The organism is Streptomyces sp. NPDC046303 (genome assembly GCF_055588085.1).
In genome coordinates, this window is the sequence record NZ_JBVJFA010000002.1 from 278,616 (window position 1) to 302,423 (window position 23,808).

Annotated in this window: 21 protein-coding genes and 1 pseudogene; 9 read left to right on the forward strand and 13 right to left on the reverse strand. The window is 74.0% G+C overall.

The genetic code is table 11. The annotated features are described in order from the left end of the window. The first annotated feature begins 21 nt into the window (after positions 1-21). Positions 22-525, forward strand: coding sequence for an NUDIX hydrolase (locus tag ACZ6I1_RS03020; protein WP_469282427.1), 504 nt, complete (start codon positions 22-24; stop codon positions 523-525). 76 nt (positions 526-601) lie between these two features. On the opposite strand, the gene ACZ6I1_RS03025 is transcribed toward ACZ6I1_RS03020, so the two are convergent. Both ACZ6I1_RS03025 and ACZ6I1_RS03030 read right to left on the reverse strand, forming a co-directional pair. Further along, positions 602-1,384, reverse strand: coding sequence for a trypsin-like serine peptidase (locus tag ACZ6I1_RS03025; RefSeq protein WP_469282429.1), 783 nt, complete (start codon positions 1,382-1,384; stop codon positions 602-604). A gap of 135 nt (positions 1,385-1,519) precedes the next feature. Beyond that, positions 1,520-2,974, reverse strand: a complete 1,455-nt coding sequence (locus ACZ6I1_RS03030; protein WP_469282431.1) for a glycosyltransferase family 39 protein — start codon at positions 2,972-2,974, stop codon at positions 1,520-1,522. A 160-nt stretch (positions 2,975-3,134) separates the two neighbouring features. Between ACZ6I1_RS03030 and ACZ6I1_RS03035 the strand changes: the two genes are divergently transcribed. Continuing rightward, the gene (locus tag ACZ6I1_RS03035) at positions 3,135-4,424 is read left to right on the forward strand and encodes an ATP-binding protein (protein ID WP_469282433.1); all 1,290 of its coding nucleotides are present in this window, start codon (positions 3,135-3,137) and stop codon (positions 4,422-4,424) included. A 287-nt stretch (positions 4,425-4,711) separates the two neighbouring features. Here the strand turns inward: ACZ6I1_RS03035 and ACZ6I1_RS03040 are convergent, their stop codons facing one another. The 5 genes from ACZ6I1_RS03040 to ACZ6I1_RS03060 form a co-directional block, all read right to left on the reverse strand. Continuing rightward, on the reverse strand, positions 4,712-5,293 hold the full coding sequence (locus tag ACZ6I1_RS03040) for a hypothetical protein (protein WP_469282435.1): 582 nt from the start codon (positions 5,291-5,293) through the stop codon (positions 4,712-4,714). Then, entirely contained in the window at positions 5,290-6,918 is a 1,629-nt protein-coding gene (locus tag ACZ6I1_RS03045; RefSeq protein WP_469282437.1) for a serine/threonine-protein kinase, read from the reverse strand. Before ACZ6I1_RS03045 ends, ACZ6I1_RS03040 begins: the two co-directional genes overlap by 4 nt. 128 nt (positions 6,919-7,046) lie before the next feature. Beyond that, complete coding sequence (locus ACZ6I1_RS03050) at positions 7,047-8,303, reverse strand: Tm-1-like ATP-binding domain-containing protein (RefSeq protein WP_469282438.1); 1,257 nt, start codon at positions 8,301-8,303, stop codon at positions 7,047-7,049. A gap of 46 nt (positions 8,304-8,349) precedes the next feature. Continuing rightward, on the reverse strand, positions 8,350-8,829 hold the full coding sequence (locus ACZ6I1_RS03055; RefSeq protein ID WP_469282440.1) for an NUDIX hydrolase: 480 nt from the start codon (positions 8,827-8,829) through the stop codon (positions 8,350-8,352). Between the two features lie 104 nt (positions 8,830-8,933). Continuing rightward, entirely contained in the window at positions 8,934-9,998 is a 1,065-nt protein-coding gene (locus ACZ6I1_RS03060) for a cation diffusion facilitator family transporter (protein WP_469282442.1), read from the reverse strand. Positions 9,999-10,161: 163 nt separating this feature from the next. Here ACZ6I1_RS03060 and ACZ6I1_RS03065 point away from each other — a divergent pair, with 163 nt between their 5' ends. From ACZ6I1_RS03065 to ACZ6I1_RS03075, 3 genes are read left to right on the forward strand one after another with little or no spacing between them, the layout of a single operon-like run. Continuing rightward, positions 10,162-12,567, forward strand: a complete 2,406-nt coding sequence (locus tag ACZ6I1_RS03065; protein WP_469282444.1) for an ABC transporter ATP-binding protein/permease — start codon at positions 10,162-10,164, stop codon at positions 12,565-12,567. Beyond that, the gene (locus tag ACZ6I1_RS03070; protein ID WP_469282447.1) at positions 12,564-13,193 is read left to right on the forward strand and encodes a hypothetical protein; all 630 of its coding nucleotides are present in this window, start codon (positions 12,564-12,566) and stop codon (positions 13,191-13,193) included. Before ACZ6I1_RS03065 ends, ACZ6I1_RS03070 begins: the two co-directional genes overlap by 4 nt. Continuing rightward, a complete protein-coding gene (locus tag ACZ6I1_RS03075) occupies positions 13,193-14,173 on the forward strand; it encodes a serine/threonine-protein kinase (RefSeq protein ID WP_469282449.1) in 981 nt (326 codons plus the stop codon). Before ACZ6I1_RS03070 ends, ACZ6I1_RS03075 begins: the two co-directional genes overlap by 1 nt. Before the next feature lie 8 nt (positions 14,174-14,181). On the opposite strand, the gene ACZ6I1_RS03080 is transcribed toward ACZ6I1_RS03075, so the two are convergent. Then, the gene (locus tag ACZ6I1_RS03080) at positions 14,182-15,477 is read right to left on the reverse strand and encodes a streptophobe family protein (protein WP_469282452.1); all 1,296 of its coding nucleotides are present in this window, start codon (positions 15,475-15,477) and stop codon (positions 14,182-14,184) included. A gap of 93 nt (positions 15,478-15,570) precedes the next feature. On the opposite strand from ACZ6I1_RS03080, the pseudogene ACZ6I1_RS03085 reads away from it, so the two are divergent. Continuing rightward, a pseudogene (locus ACZ6I1_RS03085) lies at positions 15,571-16,815 on the forward strand (DUF6777 domain-containing protein); the annotation flags it as partial. 354 nt (positions 16,816-17,169) lie between these two features. Here ACZ6I1_RS03085 and ACZ6I1_RS03090 read toward each other — a convergent pair. After that, positions 17,170-17,412, reverse strand: a complete 243-nt coding sequence (locus ACZ6I1_RS03090) for a hypothetical protein (protein WP_469282454.1) — start codon at positions 17,410-17,412, stop codon at positions 17,170-17,172. A gap of 125 nt (positions 17,413-17,537) precedes the next feature. Between ACZ6I1_RS03090 and ACZ6I1_RS03095 the strand changes: the two genes are divergently transcribed. Beyond that, the gene (locus ACZ6I1_RS03095; protein WP_469282456.1) at positions 17,538-18,710 is read left to right on the forward strand and encodes a sensor histidine kinase; all 1,173 of its coding nucleotides are present in this window, start codon (positions 17,538-17,540) and stop codon (positions 18,708-18,710) included. Positions 18,711-18,729: 19 nt separating this feature from the next. Then, positions 18,730-19,389 carry a response regulator transcription factor gene (locus ACZ6I1_RS03100; protein ID WP_469282458.1) on the forward strand — a complete coding sequence of 220 codons (660 nt, stop codon included), beginning with the start codon at positions 18,730-18,732 and terminating at the stop codon, positions 19,387-19,389. A gap of 101 nt (positions 19,390-19,490) precedes the next feature. On the opposite strand, the gene ACZ6I1_RS03105 is transcribed toward ACZ6I1_RS03100, so the two are convergent. From ACZ6I1_RS03105 to ACZ6I1_RS03115, 3 genes are all read right to left on the reverse strand, one after another. Further along, positions 19,491-20,516 carry an SPFH domain-containing protein gene (locus ACZ6I1_RS03105; protein WP_469282460.1) on the reverse strand — a complete coding sequence of 342 codons (1,026 nt, stop codon included), beginning with the start codon at positions 20,514-20,516 and terminating at the stop codon, positions 19,491-19,493. Positions 20,517-20,519: 3 nt separating this feature from the next. Beyond that, a complete protein-coding gene (locus ACZ6I1_RS03110; RefSeq protein WP_469282461.1) occupies positions 20,520-20,951 on the reverse strand; it encodes an NfeD family protein in 432 nt (143 codons plus the stop codon). A gap of 98 nt (positions 20,952-21,049) precedes the next feature. Next, on the reverse strand, positions 21,050-21,430 hold the full coding sequence (locus tag ACZ6I1_RS03115; protein ID WP_469282462.1) for a hypothetical protein: 381 nt from the start codon (positions 21,428-21,430) through the stop codon (positions 21,050-21,052). A gap of 166 nt (positions 21,431-21,596) precedes the next feature. Between ACZ6I1_RS03115 and ACZ6I1_RS03120 the strand changes: the two genes are divergently transcribed. Then, positions 21,597-23,021: a lipase maturation factor family protein gene (locus ACZ6I1_RS03120; RefSeq protein WP_469282621.1), complete on the forward strand. Its 1,425-nt coding sequence runs from the start codon at positions 21,597-21,599 to the stop codon at positions 23,019-23,021. A 59-nt stretch (positions 23,022-23,080) separates the two neighbouring features. Here ACZ6I1_RS03120 and ACZ6I1_RS03125 read toward each other — a convergent pair whose 3' ends face one another. Next, positions 23,081-23,686 (reverse strand): dienelactone hydrolase family protein, encoded by a 606-nt coding sequence (locus ACZ6I1_RS03125; protein WP_469282465.1) that lies wholly within the window; start codon positions 23,684-23,686, stop codon positions 23,081-23,083. Between the last annotated feature and the right edge of the window lie 122 nt (positions 23,687-23,808).

Genomic DNA, 23,808 nt, shown 5'->3' on the forward strand with positions numbered 1-23,808 from the left:
GCGGGGTCGTAGGGTCGGGGGATGACCACACCCGATTACATCCGCGAGATCCGCGCCACCGCCGGGCACCGGCTGCTCCTGCTGCCCGGCGTCACGGCCATCGTCGTCGACGACCGGGGCCGGGTGCTGCTCGGCCGGCGCTCCGACACCGGCCGCTGGTCCGTGGTCGGCGGAATCGCCGAACCGGGGGAGCAGCCCGCCGAGACCGCCGTGCGCGAGGTGTACGAGGAGACCGCGGTGCGGTGCGTGCCCGAGCGGGTGGTCCTCGTCCAGATGCTCGCGCCCATCACCTACCCCAACGGCGACGTCTGCCAGTTCCAGGACATCACCTTCCGCTGCCGGGCGACCGGCGGGGAGGCGCGCGCGAACGACAGCGAGTCGCTGGAGGTGGCCTGGTTCGAGGTGGACGACCTGCCGCCGCTGGAGCACTTCGCCCTGGACCGCATCCACCGCGCCCTGCGCGACGAGCCGACCTGGTTCGAGGCCCCGGCCGCGGTCCCGGAAGAAGCCGCGGTCGCGGAGTAGCGGGCCGGCGGGTCCGGCAGGTGGTGCGGGCCGGGCGGGTCGGGCGGGCCGGGCGGGCCGGGCGGGCCGGGCCGGGTCAGCCCGCGGCCGAGGCCTCGCGGTAGAGCTCCACCGCCCGGTCGCCCATCAGCGCGCTGTACGAGATCTCCGGCACGGTGCCGCCGCCCTCGTGGCCGCCGAGGACCCCGGCCAGGGCGCCGTCCACCAGCCAGGGGCTGCCGCTGGTGCCGCCGCTGAGGCCGGGGCACTCGATGCGGCGCTGGGTCGGCGAGAACAGGGCGGTGGTGTTGGCGCAGCGCAGCGGGGTCTCCTCGCTGCTCGGGTACCCGACGACGGTCACCGTGGCGCCGGCCGGCTGCCGCGCGGCGACGGGGAAGCCGCCGACCAGGTCCTCGACCCGCTCGGACGAGCCCGCGTCCACCGGGGCCACCGTCGCGAAGGCGATGTCGTCGTCCGGGTCCTCGCCGTCCGTCCAGCCCGGGGCCATGTACACGCCCGTCAGCTGCCATGTGCCGTACGGGGCCTCGCCGTCCCGGTAGCCCGGCGCGAACACGGTGGTGTCCGGGTCCTCCAGGCAGTGCGCGGCGGTGACGATCACATCGCGGTCCTCGCTCCGCACCACGGCGGCGGTACAGAAGTGCCCGCCGTCGAGCCCGCCCGCGAAGAGCGCCCCCACCCGGTCCGCCGTGGCGCCGGCCGCGGCCGGCACGGTGCTGCCGAGCGGCTGCCCGGCCGCCGCGTCGGGTACGTCCACGCTGATCAGCGCGGCCATCGCGGCCAGCGCCGCCAGGATCCGGGACGCCCGCCGGGCACGGGCACGGCCGACTGCACGGGGCTGGGGGAGCATGCGGTGGATCATGCTTCGACCCTGCCCGGCGAACCTGTGTCCGGAGCCCGAGATTCCGTATGAATCCGCTGTGCATCCGGTGCGCCCCCTGTGAAGGGCACGTCGTGAAGGACGCGTCCGCGGGGCGGGCCACCCCCCTGACGGGCCCTACCCGAGGCGCTCGTACACGGTCACCCGGCGGCCCCGGACCTGCCGGTCCTCCACCACCGTGAACCGCTCCCGCAGGACGGCGGCCTTGGCCTTGTCACGCTCCGCCGACGGCGCCTTCGCGACCTTCGCCGCGTCCGTCACCAGCAGCACCCGCCGCTGCCCGAGCAGCGCCGCGGAGATCGCGGCCGGACCGGCCTCCTCGCCCTTGAGGGTGCCCGAGGCCGTGGGGGTGTTCGCCAGGGCGATGTCGGCCAGGCCCGTGAAGGCGCCGGGGGAGACCAGTGCGGTGTCCCGGCGCGCGGCGGGGACGAACAGCACGGCGTCCCCGTCCCGCTTCAGCCGTGCCACCTCCCCGGCCACCGCCAGCACGTCGTCGACCCGGCTCGCCGGAGCCCGCTTGCCCAGCTCCACCGGCAGCAGGGCCAGCGCCGCGACCCCCGCCACACCCGGCACGAGCAGGTGGCGGGCGCTCGGGAAGCGGGGTGCGCAGGCCCGTACGGCGGCGCCCAGCGCGGCCCCGATCAGCAGCGCCAGACCCAGCAGGGAGAACAGCACGTACCGGTCCAGGAACAGCGGCTGGACCACCGAGACGCCGATCAGCCCCAGCTGGGGCACCGCCAGCAGCGGAAGCCCGACAGCCGCCGCCGTCAGCCGCGCCCGGGCGGGCCGGTCCGCCGCCGCGCAGAGGCCGCCCACCGCCAGGAGGATGCCCGGCCCGATCAGCATGTGCCAGGTCAGCGGCGGTATCCACGACACCTGGTCGGACTGCCCCCGGCTGAAGAGGATCAGCGGCAGCGCCCCCGCCACCGCTCCCGCACCGTACGCCGCCCAGCGCAGCCACACCCCGCGCCCGGCCCGCACCCACCACAGCGTCACGGCGTGGGCGGGCAGGATCAGCAGCGAGAGCCAGTTCAGCAGGGCGCAGACCAGCACGGTGATCCCGTACCCCGCCCAGCGCGGCCAGGCCCGCCGCCGGGGCCCGGTTTCCAGCAGCGACACCAGCAGCAGGGTCGACAGCCCCGCCCCGGCCGCGACCAGTGCGTACGGCCGGCCCTCCTGGAGGTAGAACTGCACGGCCGGCAACAGCCCGAGGGCCAGTCCGCCGCCGAGCCCCGCCCAGAACCCGGCCAGGCGCCGCCCGATCAGCGCCACGCACGCCGCGGCGGCGGCGACCGCCAGCACCGACGGCAGCCGCAGGGTCGTCGTGCTCGCCCCGAAGACCTCGAAGAGGCCGTGCATCAGCAGGTAGTACAGCCCGTGCACGGCGTCGACGTTGCCGAGCATGTGCCAGATCTCGCCCGCCGGCCGCCCGGCCACCTGCCAGGTCGCCGCCTCGTCCCGCCACACGCTGTCCTGCCGGGAGAGCCCCCACAGACCGAACGCCAGGGTCCACAGGAACGGGAGGAGCCAGAGGAGGAGCCCGCGCCGGGCCGCCGGTATGTGGCAAAGCATGAAGGTGCCGGGTCCCTCGGTCTGGCGTTCGGGCGGAAGGCACCAGTCTATGGACGACACGGACGGTTTGGGGACCGGCTGTTGTGCACGACGGAGCGTGATCGTCCGGCCCCGGCGCCCCTAGCCTCGCCGCAGGAGCACGAACGAGGGGCGGTACCCGGTGAACTGGCTCATCCACGACTACCGCGAGAGCGATCTCGCAGCGGTGGTCCACCTGATCGACACCACGGCGGAACTCGGCCAGGAGTCGGTCTTCTCACTCGCCGAGTGCATCAGCGCCCTCACCGGCCGGCAGCCCTGCGTGGTCGCCGTCCACCAGGGCGTGCCCATCGGCGCCGCCCTCGCCTGCGTCACGGGGGAGCGCGCCTGGGTGATGCGCATCGCGATCGCCGCGGGCTGGCGCGGCCGGGGCCTGGCCAGCGCCCTGCTCGTCGAGCTGGAGCGCCGGCTCATCGCGGCCCGCGTCGGCCGGATCGCGTACGTCCTGCCCGAGGAGGACCTGCTCGGCGAGGGGCTGCTCAACGCCGGGTACACCCGCCAGCCCGCCGTCGCCTACTTCGAGAAGACGGAGCCGCTGCACGGACCGGCCGCCGGCCTGCTCGACGACCTCGGAGGCCGCTTCCTGCCCAGCGACCTGTGGGCCAAGGTCGCCGGCATGGAGCGGGAGAAGGACCTCATCGAACGGCGCGTGGTGCTGCCGCTCGCCGAACCGGAGCGGGCCGCCGCGCACGGCGTGCGGCCGCCGCGCGCCATCACCCTCTTCGGGCCGCCCGGCACCGGCAAGACCACCTTCGCCCGGGCCATCGCCTCCCGGCTCGGCTGGCCCTTCGTGGAACTGCTGCCGTCCCGGCTCGCCGACGAGGGCAACCTGGCCGCCGCGCTGCGCGACGCCTTCGCCCGGATCGCCGAGCTGGAACGGGTCCTCGTCTTCATCGACGAGGTCGAGGAGATCGCGCCCGTGCGCACGGAGCCCGCGCAGCCCGGCGGGATCCACGGGGTGACGAACGAGCTGCTCAAGCTGATACCCGGGTTCCGCGAGGGCGGCGAGCGGCTGCTGGTCTGCGCCACCAACTCCATCCGCTCCCTGGACCCGGCCTTCCTGCGGCCCGGGCGGTTCGACTACCTGATCCCGATCGGCACCCCGGACGCGGGGGCCCGCGCCGCGATCTGGTCCCGCTACACGGAGGGCCGCGCGGACGTCGACGTGGCGGCGCTGGTGGCGTCGACGGAGCTGTTCACCCCGGCCGACATCGAGCACGCGGCGCGGATCGCGGCACAGGTGTCCTTCGAGCGGGACCTGGAGGCGGTGGGTGCGCGGGGCGCTGCGGCCGCGCAGCTCGGTGCGACCACGGAGGACTACCTGGCGGCGGTCCGGCAGTGCCGGCCGACGGTGACCCCCGCGATGACGGGCGAGTTCGAGGCGGACATCACCGCCCACGCCCGCTTCTAGGCCGGTCGGGACGCGAAAGAGCCCGCGGCCACTCCCCAAAGCGGTCGCGGGCCTCCCGCGCGGACTTGGCATCCGTGCCGGACGGTCACGCTCCGGTGGGGGTGTTCGCCGGCTGGAACGTGACACGCAGGGGTGCCTGAGGACGACCCTGAGTCCTCGTCGACACCTGCGAGTCAACCAGCCGGCGCGGCCACCGCGCTTCGGCCGGACGGCCACGCCCGCCCTGGCCGAAAGGCCGAAAGGCCCGAGAGGCCGAGAGGCGAGCGGGGGCCGAAGCCTCCGGCCCGCTAGCGGGAACAGCTGTACGTGAACTCCACCGCGGCCGTCCGCCGCCCCGGCGACACGAGTTCGAGCTGGGCCTTCGCGGGGTACGTCCCCGCGCCCTCGAAGGTCCACAGCAGGTGCAGCCGGGCCTCCTGCTGCCCGCGCGGCACCCGCTCGGTCAGCTGCTCGGACCGGGTGCCGTCGTTGCGCAGCCACCGGTAGGTCAGCGTCCCGGGGCGCCCGTTGGTCCGTACGACGGCCACCACGTCGGCCGCCGCATCGCAGGCCGGGCCCCGCGGGTCGGTGGTCACGGCCACGTCCCGGACCTCGATGCCCGGCCCGAATCGCTGCCATCCGAGGTAGGCGAGGACCGCGAGCAGCACGACCGCGGCGAGGGTGTACCGCCGCCATCCGCCGGATCCGCGGCGCGCCTGCGCCGGCGGGGCGGTCACCGGGAACGGCGCGGGCATCGAGGCCGTCACGCCGGGCCCGAACCGCAGGACCGAGCCCTCGACCCGGTCGGGCACGGCCTCGTGCGGCTGCGGAGGACCGCTGAACCAGTGGCTGCCGAGGGCGGTGGCGCTGTAGTCGTCGTTGTTGCTCATCGGATCTGGCACCTCGAAAGCCATACCTGGTCGGTCTGGGAGCCGTTGCCGGCGGCCGGCTTGGTGGTGACGCGCACGCCCCAGTAGCAGCCCTGGCCGGAGAAGGTGTGCCTCCTGAGGAGCGTGCCCCCGCCCGGCTGGTAGGTCAGGGTGTCCGCGCGGCCGTCCGCCGCGCCGAGCACGCCGGACTGGTTGCTGCTGAACCACTCCACGGTGACCGACACGGGAGCGGTGCCCTTCGCGTCGATCGAGATCGCGACCTCGCCCACCGTGAAGTCCGCCTGCCGCAGGTCCACCTTGATCGACCCGACCGCCACCGTCGGCCTCGGGGCCGGCGCTGTCGTCGGCGGCTGTGCGGTCGGCGGCGCGGTCGTCGGGCCGGTCACCGTCGGCCCGGCCGTCGGCGAGGAGCCCGGCCCGGCCGAAGGCGACGCGGAGGCGGAGGCGGAAGCGGACGGGGACGCGGAGGGCGATGCGGACGGCGACGGTGACAGCGACGAGGACGGCGAAGCCGAAGTGTCCGGGACGGGCGTCGGGAAGCCGCCGCCCGGGGCCGGACCGGTCGTCGCGAAGGCGGTCACCGCCGCGGACCCGTCCAACTGCTCACCGGCCGCCTGCGCCGCGAACACGATCATCGCCCCGAGCACCAGGGCCACGCCCGCGGCCACGGCGCCGCGCCGGCCCGGCAGCCAGCTGCCCGCCGGCGGCTTCAGCGTGGTCGACGCCAGCGCCGTGGTCCCCGACGCCGGAGCGCCCGAGGAGGGGAACAGCAGCGGCAGCAGTGCGGCCAGCGCCGCCAGCTTGCGCTGTCCGCGCTCCTCCCAGTCCGGCCCGTAGGCGGCCTGCGCCACGCCCTCCAGCTCCGCGACGAACGCCTCCGCGTTCTCGGGCCGCTGTTCCGGGGCCTTGGCCAGGCCGCGGCGGATCAGCGGGCGGACCGGCTCCGGGGCCTCGGTCTCCGGCACCGGCGCCTCGATGTGCTGGACGGCGAGCTCCGCGAAGTTCTCCCCGTCGTACGGCTTGCGCCCGGTCAGGCACTCGAAGAAGGTCGCGGTCGCCGCGTACACGTCGGCCGCGGGAGACGCCGGCCGGCCCTGCCACTGCTCGGGTGCCATGTACGCGGGGGTTCCGGCCACACCCGGCGTACTGCCGCGGTTCGCCGCGATCCCGAAGTCCACGAGGCGCGAGGATCCGTCCGCGGCGACCAGGACGTTCTCCGGCTTGTAGTCGCGGTGGACGACGCCCGCGCGGTGCGCGTCCGCGAGGCCCAGCAGAGAGCCCTTCAGCACGACGAGCGCGGCCTCCGGACCGGTCTGCCCGGACTGCTTGAGCAGGGCGCGCAGGGAGATCCCGTCGACCAGCTCCATCACGATGGCGGCGCCGCCCGGCGCCTCCACGTACTCGTACAGCCGCACCACGTACGGCGAGTGGAGAGCGCCGAGGAGCCGGGCCTCCGCCCGGAACTCCCCGACGAACGCGGGGTCCTCGCGGAGCCGGTCGCTGAGGTACTTCACCGCGACCGCGGTGCCGGTCGCCTGATGAACGGCGAGTACCACGCGACCGCTGGCGCCCGAGCCCAGCTCGCGGACCTCCGTATAACCGGGCACCGCCCACGCGCTCTTCATCGTCTGCCCCCAACCATGACGTACCTACGTCCCCCATGCCCCGGATCGCGCAGCCGGGTCGTCCATCGACCGGCCACCCCCAGGGACACGGTTTCCGCCGTGGCTGGTTCCCAGCCCCTCGGGGTGTCTCAGGCGGCGGCCCGCTGCGCGCAGATCATCGCATGAAGTCGGTCGGCCGCCGAACGGCCGAACGCCGGGTCGTTGATGTGGGTGTCGTAGTCGTGCAGGACGGCGCCGCTGCCCCGCAGACCCGTGCGCAGCGCCGCGAACAGCGCCCGGTCCGCGGCCGGGTCGTGGTACGGGCCCCCCGGCGCCCCCAGCGTCGACAGTCCGCGCAAGGGGACGCAGACGGCCGTGGGCCCGGTCGCGGCGCGGAGTTTGCCGGCGACCCGCCGCCCGAGCTCCGCGCACTCGTCCTCGGTCGTACGGATCACGGTGATGGACGGGTTGTGGACGTGGACCCGGCGGTGGCGGACCCGCTCCGGCAGGGTCTCCAGCGGGCCGAACTTGACCATGTCCAGCGCCCCCAGGCTGACCACCTGCGGAATCCCGGCCAGACCGGCCGCGCTGAGCCGGTCGGGGCCCGCGCTGAGGATGCCGCCGCACAGGTCGTCGGCGAGTTCGCTGAGGGTGAGGTCGAGTACGCCCGCGAAGACGCCCTGGCCGGCCAGCGTCTCCAGGGTGCGGCCGCCGGAGCCGCTGACGTGGAAGACCAGTACCTCGTAGCCCAGTTCCGTCAGCCGCTCGCGGGCCGCGTCCACGCCGGCCGTGGTCACGCCCGCCATGCTCGCCGCGACCAGCGGGCGGTCGCCGGCGCCCAGCCGGGGCGGGCGGGGCAGGTCCGCGGAGGAGCGGGCGAAGGCCTTGGCCATCCCGGCGATCGCCTCCACCGCATTGGCCAGCACGGGCGCCGAGATGCTGTTGATCCCCGCGATGTCCACCACGCTGTACATCATCGTGATGTCCGAGGAGCCCACGTACGGCGTGACATCGCCGGAGGCCATCGACGAGACCATCAGTTTCGGCAAGCCCAGCGGCAGGGCGCGCATCGCCCGGGTGGCGATGGAGGTGCCGCCGCTGCCGCCGATCGCGAGGACCCCGTGCAGCCGGCCTTCGGCGTGCAGGCGTAAGAGGGTCGCCTCCGCGCCCCGCGCCATCGTGGTGACGGCCGCACCCCGGTCGGCGGCCCCGCGCAGGTGCGCCAGTTCCGTTCCGGCGGCCCGGGCGACCGCCTCGCGCGACACGTCGGCGGGCACCCGGGGCTCGCCCATCACCCCCGTGTCGACCAGTACCACTTCGACGCCGGCGCGCAGCAGCCTTTCGCGCAGCCAGCCGTATTCCACACCCTTGGTGTCCAGGGTTCCCACCAGCACGACGTTCGCCATGGGTGCAATGTGCACGCGGGTCGGCCCGCTGGCAAGCCGACGCGTCTCAGCCCTTCAGCACCTCCAACAGGCGGTCGAGAAAAGGAATCTGAGAGGCAATCAATTTCTCCCGGGCCGTCGTCGGGGCGAACCATGCCACCCGGTCGAGCTCCGGGAACTCCTGTTCGACCCCCGAGTGTGGCGGCCATTCCATGGTGAAGGTCCCGGGAACCATCAGCGCGGGGTCGAGGTCCGCCTCCACCGCCCAGATGGTCACCAGCTTTCCGCTGGTCAGTCGCACCTCGCCGAGCGGCAGGTACGGGCCGTCCGGCGGCGGCAGCCCGATCTCCTCGGTGAACTCCCGGCGGGCCGCGTCCCGCGGCGTCTCGTCCTGTTCGTACTCGCCCTTCGGGATGCCCCAGCCGCCGGCGTCCCGCCCGGACCAGAGCGGGCCGCCCATGTGGCCGAGCAGGACCTCGATCGCGGGGGTCGCGGCCTCACCCGTTCGGCGGAACAGGAGCAGGCCGGCACTGCGCTTGTGCGTCATGGGCTCATCTATGCCCCGCGCGCAGGCGGGTCATGAGCCGGTGGCGGGCGCTCGGTGGTCCGGGCGGGTCCTGCCGGCTCGGTGATCGGGCGGGTCCTGCCGGCTCAGTGGTCGTGCGGGCCCTGCCGGTGGACCGGGCCGTGCGCGTCCGCGCAGTGCGGATCCTCCGCGGCCTGACCGGCGCGGCCGACCGTGAGGAGCGCATCCTGCACGTGGTCCACCTGGAGGGTGGTGTGCGTGATCCCGTACTCCTTGGCCAGCAGGCGCTCCAGGTCCCGGCGCACCGCGTGGCAGTCGCCCGCCGGCTCGACGAGCACGTGCGCGGAGAGGGCCGCCTGCCCGGAGGTGATGGTCCAGATGTGCAGGTCGTGCACCTCGGTCACCGGCGGGTGCCCGACCAGCCGGTCACCCACGGCGTCCGGATCCACGTGCGCCGGGGCGGCCTCCAGGAAGATCCGGCCGGACTCGCGGACCAGCCCGTAGCCCGCCTTGACCATCAGCACCACCACCACGAGGGTGGCGATCGCGTCGGCCTGCCGGAACCCGGTGGTGAGCACGATCAGACCGGCGGCCGCGGTGCCGATGAACGCGAACAGGTCGTTCAGGATGTGCTGGTAGGCGCCCTCGACGGCGAGCGATGACCGGTTCGCCCGCGAGATGCACCAGGCCGCGGCGACGTTGACGACGATGCCCGCGAGCGCCGTCACCAGCACCAGCCCGCCCTCCACCGGCGGCGGGTCCATCAGCCTGCGCACCGCCTCGTACGCCAGCCAGACCGCCAGCAGCAGCAGGGTCAGCCCGTTGGCCTGGGCGGAGAGTATCTCCGCCCGCTTGAGGCCGTACGTGAAACCGCCCCGCGCGGGACGGGCCGCCAACCGCATCGCGATCAGCGCGAGGACGATCGAGACGGCGTCGGTCAGCATGTGGGCCGCGTCGGAGATCAGCGCCAGCGAGTGGGCCATCACGCCGATGACCACCTCGATGGCCATGAACGCGCCGATCAGGCCCAGCGCGATGGCCAGCCACCGGCGGTCGGCGTCGGCCGCGACGCCGTGGCTGTGCCCGCCGTGGCCGTGGCCCTTGGCGTGCCCGTGGCCGTGGTCCTCGGCGTGCCCGTGGTCGTGGTCGAGCGCGTGGCCGAGCGCTCGGTCGTGGTCGTGCCCGCTCATGGCGTCCCCCGTTTGTTCGGTTTCCGTCGCGTGAAGTGAAGCGCACCCCGGCGAGATGGGCAAAGGCTGCAACGGGGACCGTTGTCATTACCCATAAGGGGGCTCTGACCTGCGATGATGCCCGGCCGGTGCCGCGTCGGCAGGATCGTGGGAAAATCTGGTCATGGTCCAGCGCCCCGGTGTGCCGACCGCGCCCGAGCTCGTTCTGGAGACCGACCGGGGCTCCACGCGGATGAGCCCGGGCCGGAGCTATCACGTCGGCCGCGACCCCCTCTGCGAGGTCTGCCTCGACGACGCACGCGTCTCCTGGCACCACGCGGTCCTGCGACCGGACGGCGACCACTGGACGGTGGAGGACGAGGGCAGCACCAACGGCACCTGGGCCGACGGCCACCGCGTCCACGAATGGATCGTCGGCCCCGGCAGCGAGCTGCGCTTCGGCAGCGCCGAGGACGGCCCGCGCGCGGTGATCGTCGACGCTCCCGCCGTAGCGGACGCCCGGCCCTCCCGCGTCTCGAACCCGGGCATGACCGGCACGTTCCGGCAGCCCACGACGGTCCGTCCGCTGCTCGCCCGCGCCGCCGTCCGCATCGGCCGAGCACCCGACAGCGACCTGGTCCTCGACGACCTCACCGTCTCCCGCCGCCACGCCGAACTGCGCGCCCTGGCCGACGGCACCTACGAGATCGCCGACGTCGGCAGCCACAACGGCACCTACCTCAACGGCGCCCGCGTGGACCGGTCCGCCCCCCTCACCGAGGGCGACATCGTCGGCATCGGGCACTCCGCCTTCTGCCTCGTCGGCGACCAGCTCCAGGAGTACGTGGACACGGGCGAGGTCTCCCTCGACGTCCAGGACCTCACCGTCGCCGTCGACCGCGGCCGCAAGACGCTGATGGACGGCGTGTCCTTCCCGGTCGGCGCCAAGTGCCTGCTCGCCGTCGTCGGCCCCAGCGGCGCCGGCAAATCCACCCTGCTCGGCGCGCTCACGGGCCTGCGCCCCGCCGACCGGGGCACCGTCCTCTACGACGGACGCGACCTCTACCGCGACTACGCCGAGCTGCGCAGCCGCATCGGCCTCGTGCCCCAGGACGACATCCTGCACGCCCAGCTCACCGTCCGCCGCGCCCTCGTGTACGCCGCCGAACTGCGCTTCCCGCAAGACACCGCCAAGGCCGAACGCGAGGCCAGGGTCGACGAGGTGATCCGCGAACTCGGCCTCGTCCAGCGGGCCGGCCAGCCCATCCACAGCCTCTCCGGCGGCCAGCGCAAACGGGTCTCCGTCGCCCTGGAACTGCTCACCAAGCCGTCCCTGCTCTTCCTCGACGAACCCACCTCCGGCCTCGACCCCGGAATGGACCGCTCGGTCATGCACATGCTGCGCGGACTCGCCGACGACGGCCGCACGGTCATCGTGGTCACCCACAGCGTGCTCAGCCTCGACGTCTGCGACCGGCTGCTCTTCCTCGCCCCCGGCGGCCGCGTCGCCTACTTCGGACCGCCCCAGGACGCCCTGGGCTTCTTCGGCTTCGAGCAGTGGCCGGAGGCCTTCGAGGCGTTCGAGACACAGCAGGACCGCGACTGGGCCGGGGCCTACCGCGCCTCGCCGGCCCACCGCCGCTACGTGGACGTCACCGCCCGCCGGCCGCGCCCCGCCGCGGAGGCGTGGGGGGCGGCGGAGGCCGGGGAGGCGGGCGAGGCCGCAGGGTCCTCCCGAGCCGCGCCCCTGCCCCCGCCCAAGGCGCAGAGCTGGGGCTCCCAGCTGTCCACCCTGATCCGCCGGTACGCCGCCGTGCTCGGCGCCGACCGCACCTTCCTCGTCATCATGGTCGCGCTGCCGTTCATGATGGGGGCCATGGCCCGCGCGCTCGCCGGGAGCAGCCTCACCGCCGAGACGGCCTTGAACGCCCTGCTCATCCTGACCATCGGCGGAGTGCTCACCGGCGCCGCCAACGCGGTCCGCGAACTCGTCAAGGAACGCGTGATCTACCAGCGCGAACGCGCCGTCGGGCTGTCCCGCTCCGCCTACCTGATGTCCAAGGTGGTGGTGCTCGGCGCGGTCACCACCGGCCAGGCCGTGGTGCTGACCCTCGTCGCGCTCGGCGGAGTGGACCTCAACGCGCCGGGCGGCAAGGGCGTCCTCATGCCCCCGCTGATCGAGATCACCCTCGCCGTCGCCCTGCTGTCCTTCACCGCCATGATGCTCGGACTGCTGATCTCCGCCCTGGTCCGCAAGGAGGAGGTCACCATGCCGCTGCTGGTCCTCCTGGCCATCATCCAGGTCGTCTTCTGCGGCACCCTGCTGAAGCTCTACGACGTCGCCGTCCTCGAACAGGTGGCGTGGCTCGCGCCGGCCCGGTGGGCGATGGGCGCGATGGGCGGCACCATCGGGCTCGGTGCGATCGTCCCCGGCAGACTCACCCGGGACCCGATCTTCGACCACTCGGCCGGCGTGTGGCTGCTCAGCATGTCCATGCTGCCTGTGTTGTCCGTGCTCTTCGGCCTGCTGGTGTCCCGCCTGCTGCGCCGGCACGAACCGGCCGTCATGCGGAAGCAGCCGCGGCGATGAGCTTCCCCCAGGGGGTCGCCGAGTTCCGCCCCACCCACGTGGTCCCGCAGGACGGCCTGCCCGCGTGGGAGACCCCGGACGTGTCCCGCCCCACGGTGCCCCTCGACGCCTTCCTCCCCGTACAGCTGCTGTCCCGGCGCGGCGACTGGGGGGAGGTCCTGTGCGCCAACGGCTGGTCCGCCTGGGTGGACGGGCGGCTGCTGGTCTCCGTACCGCAGCCGCCGCCGACGGCCGGCGGGCGGCCCCCGGGGCGCACCGAGGACCCCCGCCCGCAGCTCGAGCGCAGCGCCCAGGCCCTGGAGCGCTACCGGCGGGCCGTCGCCGAACTCACCGCGGGGCGTACGGACAGCGAGGCCTTCCGCCGGTCCGTACGCGGCCTGCGCGCCGGGATCGTCATCGACGGGGAGGCCGTGTGGCTCTACGACGAGGCGGCCGGACGGTGGATGTACGGCGACGGCACCCGCCTGGCGACCTACGCGGCCGTCGCCGGACCGGCGGCCTCGCCCGGCGCCGAGCCGCAGGCACCGTCCGACCCGGTCGCGGTCCAGCCGGACATGGAGCCCGAGGACGCCGTGGGGCACGCCCCGACCCGCGTCGTCGACAAGCCCGAGCCCGGCGGCGAGTGATGGGGCCGGACCCGGATCCGGTCGGCGGGCGCCCCTCGGACCTGCGCGGCAAACACATCGCCGGGTACGTGGTGGAGAGCGAGATCGGGCGCGGCGGGATGGCCGTCGTCTACCGGGCGCACGACCTGCGCCTGGACCGGACGGTGGCGCTCAAGCTGCTGGCCCCCGAACTGGCCCGGAACGACACCTTCAGGCAGCGGTTCGTCCACGAGTCCAAGGTGGCCGCGGCCATCGACCACCCGCACATCGTGCCCGTGTTCGAGGCGGGGGAGACGGAAGGACTGCTGTACATCGCGATGCGCTTCGTCGCCGGGCAGGACCTGCGGGCGATGCTCAACCGCACCGGGCCGCTGCCGGTGGACACGGCCGCCCGGATCGCGGGGCAGATCGCCTCGGCGCTGGACGCGGCGCACGACCACGACCTGGTGCACCGGGACGTGAAGCCGGGCAACATCCTGGTCGCGCAGGGCACGGACAGCGAGCATCCCGAGCACGCGTACCTCACGGACTTCGGACTGACGAAGAAGTCGCTGTCCCTGACCGGGTTCACGAGCGTGGGGCAGTTCGTCGGAACCCTCGACTACGTGGCGCCGGAGCAGATCTCCGGCAAGCCGGTGGACGGCCGCTGCGACGTGTACAGCCTGGGGTGCGTGGTCTACGAGACCCTCGCCGGGAGCCCGCCGTTCGAGCGGGACGACGACATGGCCCTGCTGTGGGCCCACCAGTACGATGCCCCGCCCCCGCTGGCCTCGCGGCGGCCCGGCCTGCCGGGGGCGGTGGACGAGGTCCTGGCGAAGGCGCTCGCCAAGGCCCCGGAGGACCGCTGGAGCACCTGCCTGGAATTCACCGGAGCCCTGCGCCGCGCCGGTTCGTCCCCCGTCCGGCCGTCACCGCGCGCCGCGTCACCGCCGGGCTCGGCGCCCCCGCGACCTCCGGCGTGGGCGCTTCCGGTGTTCGGACGGATGCCGGAGGGCGCCTGATCCACGGGTCACCCTCGAGGGGGGTGCGGGGCCGCGGCGGGTTCGTCCACGCGGCCGAGGTGGTGGAGCGGCCGGGCCAGGAGCCCGCCGAGGAAGCCCGCCACCGCACCCCAGAGGAGGGCGAGGCCGACCGTCCGCCACAGGACCGGCATGAGCTCCACCCTGCCGCCGAGGCCGTCCGCCGCGCCGATGCCCAGCAGCGACAGCCCGAACTGGGCCTGGACCCGGGCCAGCAGGCAGACCGTGAGGGTCGCCAGGGCCAGGGCCACACCCAGGTGGAGCGCGTGCTGCCAGGGGCGGACGTGCGCGGGGGACCGTACGGCCGCCACGACGCCCGTGCCGAGCAGCAGGACGGCGGCCACCGCCACCAGCCACCAGGCCCGGGCGTCCCGCTCCGCGAGCGAGGCCACGTCGACCGTGGACAGGTCGGAGCCGCGCAGGACCTGGTCCAGCAGCTGCGGCATCGGCAGCCCGAAGGGCCCTTCGACCTTGCCCTCCCAGGCGCCGCCGAAGCCCAGGGTGAGCGCGGGCCAGGCCAGGTTCGGCAGGCCCAGCAGGATCACGGCCAGGGTCCGGTCGCCGTGGCCCTGGGTGGCGGCCGTCACCACTCCGACCCCGATGCCGAGGACGACGTACGCGAGGAGCAGCACGACCGTGGCGAAGGCGGCCGGGCGCACGGCCGCGTGGAAGCGGACCAGCCCGGCCGGGAGCGGTGCGCGGCGGGAGACGAGCAGGGAGATCAGCAACAGGCCCAGGATCCACAGCAGTCCGAAGCCGAGCGTGGCGGGCAGGTCGGCCCGGAAGCCCACCGTGGGCGCGGCGTCGAGGAGTTCGCCGATCACCCCGAGGGGGGAGTCGCCGGTGGTCAGCCCGAAGGTCTGCCGGGAGAGGAGTGCGGCGCCGGTCAGCGCGAGGAGCCACAGCAGGGTCAACGGGACGGCCCGGCCGAGGAGTTCGGAGGGCTTGGCGACCGCCCTGTTGTGCAGCGGGCGCAGGAAGCAGTAGCCGGCCATGAGGGCGCCGGCCAGGCTCACCGAGAGGGGCAGCACCGACAGGCTCGCGTCCGCCCCCGCCAGGAAACCGGCGCCGCCGGACACCTCGACCGAACCGCCGGCCGCCATCACGACGACGGCGGCGACCACGCGGGGGAAGGCACCGCCCGGCAGATCGCCCGCGCCCGCCAGGGCGAGACCGGCGGCGGCGACCGCGGCCATCACCGCGAAGGACGCCGCGACGGCGACGAGGGCATCGCGCCAGGCCCCCGCGGAGCCCCTGGACGACGGTGATCTCGGTGTCTGGCTCACCCTGCAACGGTGGCACTCCCGGCTTGCGTGCACCACTCGGATGGCGCACACAATGGTCCCCAGGGAACTCACTCCTCCTGCGAAGGAGAGCCCGTGACCACGCAACCCTCCGGCCGGCCCCCGTCATCAGACCGCCCCACCGGGCCCCCATCGGGCCCGCTCTCGGGCGGGCAGCAGGGGCCGCCCCCGCCGCCACCCCCTTCGGCGCCGCCCGGCGGCCCTGGCGGGCCCGGCGGCCCGGCCAAAGGCCCGTGGTGGCGATCCGTGCCCCGGCTCGCCACCGCGCTCGTAGCGGTCGCGGCGGCCGTGGCCCTGGCCGTGGTGCTGACGAGGCCCAGCGGTACGGCCCAGGCGGGCGAGGTGTTCCTCCAGCCGGTGGCCGCCTCGGGCCCGGACCCGTTCACCGAGTCCTCCGCGGTCAGCGAGGCCACACCGCCGCCCGAGAGCCCGCGACCGCCCGCGACGACTCCGCCGACGGGCAGGACGCCGAGCCCCGCGGGTACCACCGCCACCCCGGGCACCACGGGCACCCGGACCGTCAGCGGTTCCTCGCCGGGGGTGTACGCGGGCGCCAAGAACGTCGCCAGCTGCGACGTCGAGAAGCAGATCACGTCGCTGTCCGCGCAGCCCGCCAAGAACAGCGCCTTCGCCTCGGCCCTCGGCATCCAGCCGGCGGCCGTCCCCGGTTACCTCCGCTCGCTCACCCCGGTCCAGCTGCGGATGGACACCCGGGTCACGAACCACGGCTTCCGGGACGGCAAGGTCAACCCCTACCAGGCCGTGCTGCAGGCCGGGACGGCCGTGCTCGTGGACGACCGCGGGGTGCCGCGGGTGCGGTGCGCGTGCGGTAACCCGCTCGGGCCGCCGGTGGCGCTCCAGGCCAATCCGAAGCGCTTCGGGCAGGTGTGGAACTCGTACCAGCCCTCGCGGGTGGTCGTGATCGCACCGTCGGTGACCATCGTGAACAAGTTCGTGATCTACGACCAGCGCGGCCGGCACTGGTACGAGCGGGACCGCGGCGACCACCACGGCAAGCGGGACAAGCGGGTGCCGCCGCCCGTGATCCCGACTCCGCCGATCACGCCGACGCACCCCACGCCGACGTCGCCTTCGCCGACGCCGACCGGGACGCCGACCGGGACGCCGACCCCGACCCCGACCGTGACGCCGACTCCGACGGTGACACCCACGGAGTCCCCGACGTCGCGTACCGAGTCGCCCACGAAGTCCCCGTCGCCGTCCCCCACGGAGTCGCCCACGGCGTCCCCGTCGCCTTCGCCCACGGACTCCCCGGCGAAGTCCCCGTCCCCGTCCCCCTCGCCGACGGAATCGCCGTCGCCGTCTCCGTCACCTTCCCCGTCTCCGTCACCCACGGAGTCACCGTCACCGTCCCCGTCACCCTCACCGTCCCCGACCAAGGAGACCGAGCCCGCGACCTCCGCGCCGCCGACCGAGCGGCGTTCGCCGGAACGGCAGTCCCCGTCGCCCTCGCCCGAGGTGCAGCAGCCGACGATCCCGCTCCCGACCCCGGTGCCCGAGCCGCCGACGGTCCCGCTCCCCACGCCGTCGCCGGTGGTGCCGAGCCCGGAGCGCCCTGAGCCGGTCCAGCCCAGCCCGGACCAGCCCGAGGAGTAGCCGGCCCCCGGGGCCGCCTCACCCACGCGGGAGAGGCGGCCCCCGCCCGCGGGCCCGCTACGTACGCCGCTGACGGCCGGCGAGCGCGTCGCCCGCCGCGCCCGCCGCGAGCCCGAGGACCACCATCACCACGTAGCCGTACACCTCGTAGCCGTCGGGCACGAGGAAGCGCACGAAGCCCATGAAGTGGATCCAGCCGAGCCATTCGTGCAGCAGGCCGCTCGCGCCGCCGACGACGAGGACGAACGAGATCAGCCCCGTCACGGCCGTCACGGGGGATTTCGGTGAGGTTGAGGTCATGCTCCGACGGTAGGCGGCCGCGTCCGGACACGGATCGGCCGTTGGGTGACCGCGGGTGCTACTTAAGTATGCGGTTCGCCGCGCGGACGGCCGGTCACGGCCCGGTCCGCGTAGATTTCCGCCACATGCGCCGCATCCACCGCACTCCCCGGGACTGGGCCGCCGACCTGGCCCTGGTCCTCTTCGCCGCCTGCTTCGCGGCCGTCAGCTCGCAGTCCATCCCCGTGGCGGAGAGCATCGGCCCGGCGTGGCGCGCCGCCGACCAGGCGGCCGGCGGACTGGCCTGCGCGGCAGTGCTGCTGCGGCGGCGGTGGCCGGCTCAGCTCGCGGTGGTACTCCTCCTGGCGGGTACGCAGGCGCACTACCTGACCGGCCCGGCGCTGGTGGCGGTGTTCACGGTGGCCGCGACCCGGCCCTGGCGGGTCACGGCGGGGGTGGCGGCGCTGGCCTTCGCCCCGCTCCCCGTCTTCCTGTGGCAGCTGCCGGACATGAGCGACGAGCGGGCGGGCGCGGCGGTGACGTACTTCGCCCTGATCGCGGGGGCCATCGGCTGGGGCCTGTTCCGGCGGTCCCGGCAGCAGCTCATCGCCTCGCTGCGGGAGCGGGCCGAACTGGCCGAGGCGGACGCGGAGTCACGGGCCGAACGGGTCCGGATGGAGGCGCGTGAGGAGATCGCCCGCGAGATGCACGACGTGCTCGGGCACCGGCTGTCGCTGCTGAGCGTGCACGCGGGCGCCCTGGAGTACAACCCGGGAGCACCGCCCGCGGAGATCGCACGGGCGGCCGGGGTGATCCGGGAGAGCGCGCACCTGGCCCTGCACGACCTGCGCGAGGTGATCGGGGTGCTGCGGTCGGCAACGGGCGCCGACGCCGCGGAGGGTGAGCGGCCGCAGCCGGAACTGGCGGACCTGCAACGGCTGGTGGCGGAGGCCCGGGCGGCGGGCGGACGGATCGAGCTGAGCGGGCCGCCCGAGGGGCCCGCGCCGCCGCCGCTGGCGGGCCGCACGGCGTACCGGATCGTGCAGGAGGCGCTGACCAACGTACGCAAGCACGCACCCGGCGCGACGGTCGACGTGCGGGTGGCCGGAGCCCCGGGGGACCGGCTGACGGTGGCGGTGCACAGCACCGACCCGCCCGGCCCGGCGCCGGCCCCGGTGCCTGACCGCGGGCCGGGCGAGGGCGGCGGCCAGGGGCTGACCGGACTCCGCGAGCGGGCCCGGCTGGCGGGCGGCGAGCTGACGGCCGGTCCCGCGGACGGCGGTTTCCGGGTGGACGCCTGGCTACCCTGGGAGAACTGAACGCACGGGAGGGGCGCGGGTGATCCGGGTACTGCTGGTCGACGACGACGCGATCGTCCGGGCCGGGCTGCGCCTGATGCTGGGCGGCGCCCCGGACGTCGAGCTCGTCGCGGAGGCCGCGGACGGGGCCGAGGTGCCCGCGCTGGTGGCCTCGTACCGGCCGGACCTGGTGCTGATGGACATCCGGATGCCGGGCGTCGACGGCCTGACCGCCACCGAGGCGCTGCGGTCCCGGCCCGGCGCGCCCGAGGTGCTGGTCCTGACCACCTTCCACACCGACGCGCACGTCCTGCGGGCGCTGCGCGCCGGTGCGGCCGGGTTCGTCCTCAAGGACACCCCGCCCCACGAGATCGTCACGGCGATCCGCACGGTGGCCGCCGGGGACCCGGTGCTCTCCCCGGCGGTCACCCGCCGGCTCATCGACCGGGTGGCGTCCGGCGCCGGCCAGGACACGAGGGCGGCCGCGGCCCGGGAGCGGCTGGCCCTCCTGGCGGGCCGGGAGCGGGAGGTCGCCCTGGCGGTCGGGCGCGGCCTGTCCAACGCGGAGATCGCGCGGGAACTCCATCTGGCGCTGCCCACCGTGAAGACGCACGTGTCCCGGATCCTGACCCGGCTGCACCTCAACAACCGGGTCCAGATCGCCCTGCTGGTCCACGACGCGACCGCGCCGGACGGCTAGGAGGACCTGCCCAGCAGACCTGCCCAGCAGACCGGCGCGGTAGGACGGCGCAGGGCACACGTCCGAGCCGGACGCACGCACGGGCAGTCCGGGGGCGGCCGCTACGGGAGACGCCCCGCGCCGGGCTCGGCTTCCGCCGCGTCCGCGAGGGCCTGCGCGGCGGCCTCCGCGGCTTGCGCCGCGTCGTCCGCGGCCTGGGCCGCCCTGTCCTGCGCATCATCGGACACCGCGCGGGTGGCGGGCGACTGGGGGAGCACCTCGCCGAAGGCGCGGGACACGGCCTGGAGCGCGGAGGTGACCTCGCCGGGGATCACCCAGAAGGTGCTGCCCGGTCCTTGGGCGAGCTGGGGCAGTACCTGGAGGTACTGGTAGGCGAGGAGTTTGGGGTCCGGGTCGTTGCGGTGTACGGCCTGGAACACCTCGTCGATGGCGCGCGCCTGGCCCTCCGCCCTGAGGATCTCGGCCGTCCGGGCACCCTCCGCGCGCAGGACGGCGGACTGCTTGTCCCCTTCGGCGGTGAGTATCTGCGACTGCCGCTGTCCTTCGGCCGCCAGGATCGCGGCCCGCTTGTCCCGCTCCGCCCGCATCTGCTTCTGCATCGCGTCCTTGATCGATTGCGGCGGATCGATGGCTTTGATCTCCACGCGGTTGACCCTCAGCCCCCACTTGCCCGTGGCCTCGTCCAGGACGCCGCGGAGCTGGCTGTTGATGGTGTCGCGCGAGGTGAGCGTCTTCTCCAGATCCATGGAGCCGACGACGTTGCGCAACGTGGTGACCGTGAGCTGCTCGACCGCCTGCAGGAAGTTCGCGATCTCGTAGGCGGCCGCCCGCGGATCGGTGACCTGGAAGTACAGGACGGTGTCGATCTCCACGACGAGGTTGTCCTCCGTGATGACCGGTTGCGGCTTGAAGGAGACGACCTGCTCCCGCAGGTCGATCATGGGATGGACGCGGTCGATGTAGGGGATCACGACGTTGAGCCCGGGTTTCAGCGTCCGCAGGTAGCGACCCAGCCGTTCGACGTTGCGGGCGCGCGCCTGGGGGACGATGCGTACCGCCCGCACCACGGTGAAGACGGCGAAGACCGCGGCGACGAGGCCGACGAGGAGGAAAGCCGAAGCTTCCATGGTTCACTCCCGGGGGTAGACGAGGGCCGTGCTGCCGCTGATCTCCATGACGTCGACGGTCGTTCCGGGAGGGATCACCAGCGTGTCGTCGTAGGCGCGGGCACTCCACTCCTCGCCGTCGATGCGTACTCTGCCGCCCCGCCCCGAGACCTCGGTGACGACGTAGGCCGCCTTGCCGACCAGGGCTTCCACGCCGAACCGCGCCTCCTGCAGCGGGAGCAGGTGGCGCAGCGCGAAGGGGCGTACGAACAGCACGCTGACCGTCGCGACCAGGGTGAACGCCAGGAACTGCAACGGCAGCGGAAGGCCGAGGGCCGCGAAGGCGGCGGTGACCGACGCGGCGGCCGCCAGCAAGCCCAGCGCGGCGGTGAGGGTGAAGACCTCCGCGACGGCGAGCACCGCCGCGGCGATCAGCCACATCAACCACGGTTCCATGCCTGCCCCTCCTCGTGTACGGGGCGGACCGAAGAAGCGGAGGATTCAGTAGCACTTTTACTGGAATTTACCCCTTTGTGCCGGGAGGAATCCGCGGCTCAGCGGTGCGAACCGCGCAAGACGCGCCGCACTCGCCGCAGCAGTTGCCGGACCAGGCGCCGCAGCATGCCGGGCCGCCGCCCTCCGCCCCCGCGCGTCGTGAAGGGCACCTCGGGCATGAGGGAGCGGCGGTAGCGGGCGTCCGGTGTCACCAGCGAGCAGAAGGGGGTGTCGCCCATGTCCTCGACGAGGATCGTGAGGGGCTGCGGCGGATCCGTGGGGAGCTCCGCGTGCAGCACCGTGCCATGCCGCGCCGGCTTGCGGCGGTAGGCCACGACCTTCCCGTCGACCAGGACCTCGATCTCATGACCGGGCCATTCCAGGAGGACCGTGACGGAGTGCCCCTCCAGATCCACGTGGAAGCGATGTGTGCGGGCCATCGTCGGCCTCCCGAAGAACGAGATGTCCCTTCAGTACCCGTTCATCGGGGACGTACCCAGCGTGCCCGCCGCCCTTGCGGACACCGCGCCCGCCGCCGCCGCCCGGCCGGCCGGAATGACCTGCTCGATCCGCGGGCAGGCGCCATGCGAAGGCGGGAGGACTGCTGTGGAGTGGTTCACCGACGACCATTACTGGCTGGCGAGACTGGTCTTCCAGCGGGGCCTGGCCGCGTTGTACTTCGTCGCCTTCCTGAGCTCCGCCCACCAGTTCCGGGCGCTCATCGGTGAGCACGGCATGCAACCCGTGCCGCGCTTCGTTGCGGCCGTGCCCTTCCGCCGGTCGCCCGCCATCTTCCACCTCCACTACTCGGACCGGTTCTTCGCGGTCGTCGCGTGGACGGGTGTGGCGCTCTCCGCCGCCCTGGCGGCCGGAGCGGGCGACCTGGTGCCGCTGTGGGCTTCGATGCTGATGTGGGCCGTCCTGTGGGCGCTGTACCTGTCGATCGTCAATGTCGGGCAGACCTGGTACGCCTTCATGTGGGAGTCGCTGTTGCTGGAAGCGGGCTTCCTGGCGATCTTCCTGGGCAACGCGGCCACGGCGCCCCCGGTCCTGGTGCTGTGGATGCTGCGCTGGCTCCTCTTCCGCCTGGAGTTCGGCGCCGGGCTGATCAAGATGCGCGGCGACCGGTGCTGGCGCGACCTGACCTGCCTGTACTACCACCACGAGACCCAGCCGATGCCCGGCCCGCTCAGCCGGCTCTTCCACCGCCTGCCCAGACCGCTGCACCGGGTCGAGACCGCCGCGAACCACTTCGCGCAGCTCGCGGTGCCCCTGGTCCTGTTCGCGCCGCAACCGGCCGCGAGCGTGGCCGCCGGCGTCATCGTCGTCACGCAGCTGTGGCTCGTGGCGTCGGGGAACTTCGCCTGGCTCAACTGGCTGGCCATGCTGCTCGCGTTCACGGCGGTCGACGGGGTCCTGGCCGCCGACGTCCTGCCGCTGCCCACGCCACCCGCCTTCGCCGCCCCGCCGGCGTGGTACCAGGCCATCGTGCTGGCGGTCACCGTGGTGGTGGCCCTGCTCAGCTACTGGCCGGTCCGGAACCTGCTGTCGCGGCACCAGGTGATGAACACGTCGTTCAATCCGCTCCACCTGGTCAACACCTACGGCGCCTTCGGCAGTGTCGGCCGGATCCGGCACGAGGTGGTGATCGAGGGCACCGAGGAGCAGGAGATCACCGACGGGACGGTGTGGAAGGAGTACGGCTTCAAGGCCAAACCCGGCGACCTGCGCCGGCTGCCGCCGCAGGTCGCTCCGTACCACCTGCGGCTCGACTGGCTGATGTGGTTCGCTGCGATCTCCCCCGGATACGCGCGGCCCTGGTTCGGGGCGTTCGTCGGACGCCTCCTCGACAACGATCCCGCCACCCTCAAGCTGCTGCGGAAGAACCCCTTCCCCGACTCTCCCCCCGCGTGCATCCGCGCCCGCCTCTACCGCTACGCGTTCACGGACCGGCGCGAACGCCGCACGACCGGCGCCCGGTGGCACCGCACGCTCGTGGGCGACTTCCTGCCTCCGGTGACGAAGGCATGACCACGATGCCCGACGCCCCCGGGCGGACACGCCCGATCCCGCACCGGCGTGCCCCGTGCTCAGGCGGGTGATCCCGCTCCGGCCGGCCGTTCGATGTGGTCGAGGAAGCCGAGCACCCGGTGGAAGGCCTGCCGCGCGGCGTGCTCGTCGTGTGACGGCAGGCTGCTGTCGGTGAACAGGTGCCTGTCGCCGGAGTAGAGGAACAGCTCAGCGTCCGCCGCCGTCTGGACGAGCGCGCGGGCCGCGTCCACATCGCCCTCACCGGAGAAGAACGGGTCCGCGTCCATGCCGTGGACCTGCACCGGGACGTCCTGGGGCCACGCACCGCCGAACTCCGCGACCGGGACGCACGCCTCGAGCAGCAACGCGCCCTTCGCGCCCGGGCGGGTCTGGGCCAGCTTCTGCGCCGGCAGGACGCCCAGCGAGAAGCCCACGTAGACCAGCTCCGCGGGCAGCCCCTCGGCGACCGCGGTTCCCCGCGCCAGGACCGTGCCCACCCCGATCCTCTCGGCGTAGGCGATGCCCTCCGCGAGGCTGTCGAACACCTGCCCCTCGAACAGGTCCGGGGCATGGACGGTGTGCCCGGCCCGCCGCAGCTGCTCGGCGAACTGGCGGACGCCGGCGGTCAGTCCGTGCCCGTGATGGAAAACCAGCACCTCGGCCATGCCGCTCCCCTCGTGCCGCGGTGCCCGGGCGGCGCCGCAGCAGGAGTATGACCCGCGGCACTGACAACCGCGCCTCCCCAGGCCGGCCGGGCGGCCCGTCGGGGCGCCCGGCCCCGGCCTGA

What these genes read in the sequence shown, in the direction of transcription:
- ACZ6I1_RS03040 (WP_469282435.1), bottom strand. Translation starts at nt 5,293, where the DNA reads ATGAGCAACAACGACGACTACAGCGCCACCGCCCTCGGCAGCCACTGG.
- ACZ6I1_RS03050 (WP_469282438.1), bottom strand. Translation starts at nt 8,303, where the DNA reads ATGGCGAACGTCGTGCTGGTGGGAACCCTGGACACCAAGGGTGTGGAA.
- ACZ6I1_RS03115 (WP_469282462.1), bottom strand. Translation starts at nt 21,430, where the DNA reads ATGGCCCGCACACATCGCTTCCACGTGGATCTGGAGGGGCACTCCGTC.
- ACZ6I1_RS03025 (WP_469282429.1), bottom strand. Translation starts at nt 1,384, where the DNA reads ATGATCCACCGCATGCTCCCCCAGCCCCGTGCAGTCGGCCGTGCCCGT.
- ACZ6I1_RS03070 (WP_469282447.1), top strand. Translation starts at nt 12,564, where the DNA reads ATGAGCTTCCCCCAGGGGGTCGCCGAGTTCCGCCCCACCCACGTGGTC.
- ACZ6I1_RS03090 (WP_469282454.1), bottom strand. Translation starts at nt 17,412, where the DNA reads ATGACCTCAACCTCACCGAAATCCCCCGTGACGGCCGTGACGGGGCTG.
- ACZ6I1_RS03060 (WP_469282442.1), bottom strand. Translation starts at nt 9,998, where the DNA reads ATGAGCGGGCACGACCACGACCGAGCGCTCGGCCACGCGCTCGACCAC.
- ACZ6I1_RS03125 (WP_469282465.1), bottom strand. Translation starts at nt 23,686, where the DNA reads ATGGCCGAGGTGCTGGTTTTCCATCACGGGCACGGACTGACCGCCGGC.
- ACZ6I1_RS03110 (WP_469282461.1), bottom strand. Translation starts at nt 20,951, where the DNA reads ATGGAACCGTGGTTGATGTGGCTGATCGCCGCGGCGGTGCTCGCCGTC.
- ACZ6I1_RS03095 (WP_469282456.1), top strand. Translation starts at nt 17,538, where the DNA reads ATGCGCCGCATCCACCGCACTCCCCGGGACTGGGCCGCCGACCTGGCC.
- ACZ6I1_RS03045 (WP_469282437.1), bottom strand. Translation starts at nt 6,918, where the DNA reads ATGAAGAGCGCGTGGGCGGTGCCCGGTTATACGGAGGTCCGCGAGCTG.
- ACZ6I1_RS03065 (WP_469282444.1), top strand. Translation starts at nt 10,162, where the DNA reads ATGGTCCAGCGCCCCGGTGTGCCGACCGCGCCCGAGCTCGTTCTGGAG.
- ACZ6I1_RS03075 (WP_469282449.1), top strand. Translation starts at nt 13,193, where the DNA reads ATGGGGCCGGACCCGGATCCGGTCGGCGGGCGCCCCTCGGACCTGCGC.
- ACZ6I1_RS03055 (WP_469282440.1), bottom strand. Translation starts at nt 8,829, where the DNA reads ATGACGCACAAGCGCAGTGCCGGCCTGCTCCTGTTCCGCCGAACGGGT.
- ACZ6I1_RS03105 (WP_469282460.1), bottom strand. Translation starts at nt 20,516, where the DNA reads ATGGAAGCTTCGGCTTTCCTCCTCGTCGGCCTCGTCGCCGCGGTCTTC.
- ACZ6I1_RS03030 (WP_469282431.1), bottom strand. Translation starts at nt 2,974, where the DNA reads ATGCTTTGCCACATACCGGCGGCCCGGCGCGGGCTCCTCCTCTGGCTC.
- ACZ6I1_RS03020 (WP_469282427.1), top strand. Translation starts at nt 22, where the DNA reads ATGACCACACCCGATTACATCCGCGAGATCCGCGCCACCGCCGGGCAC.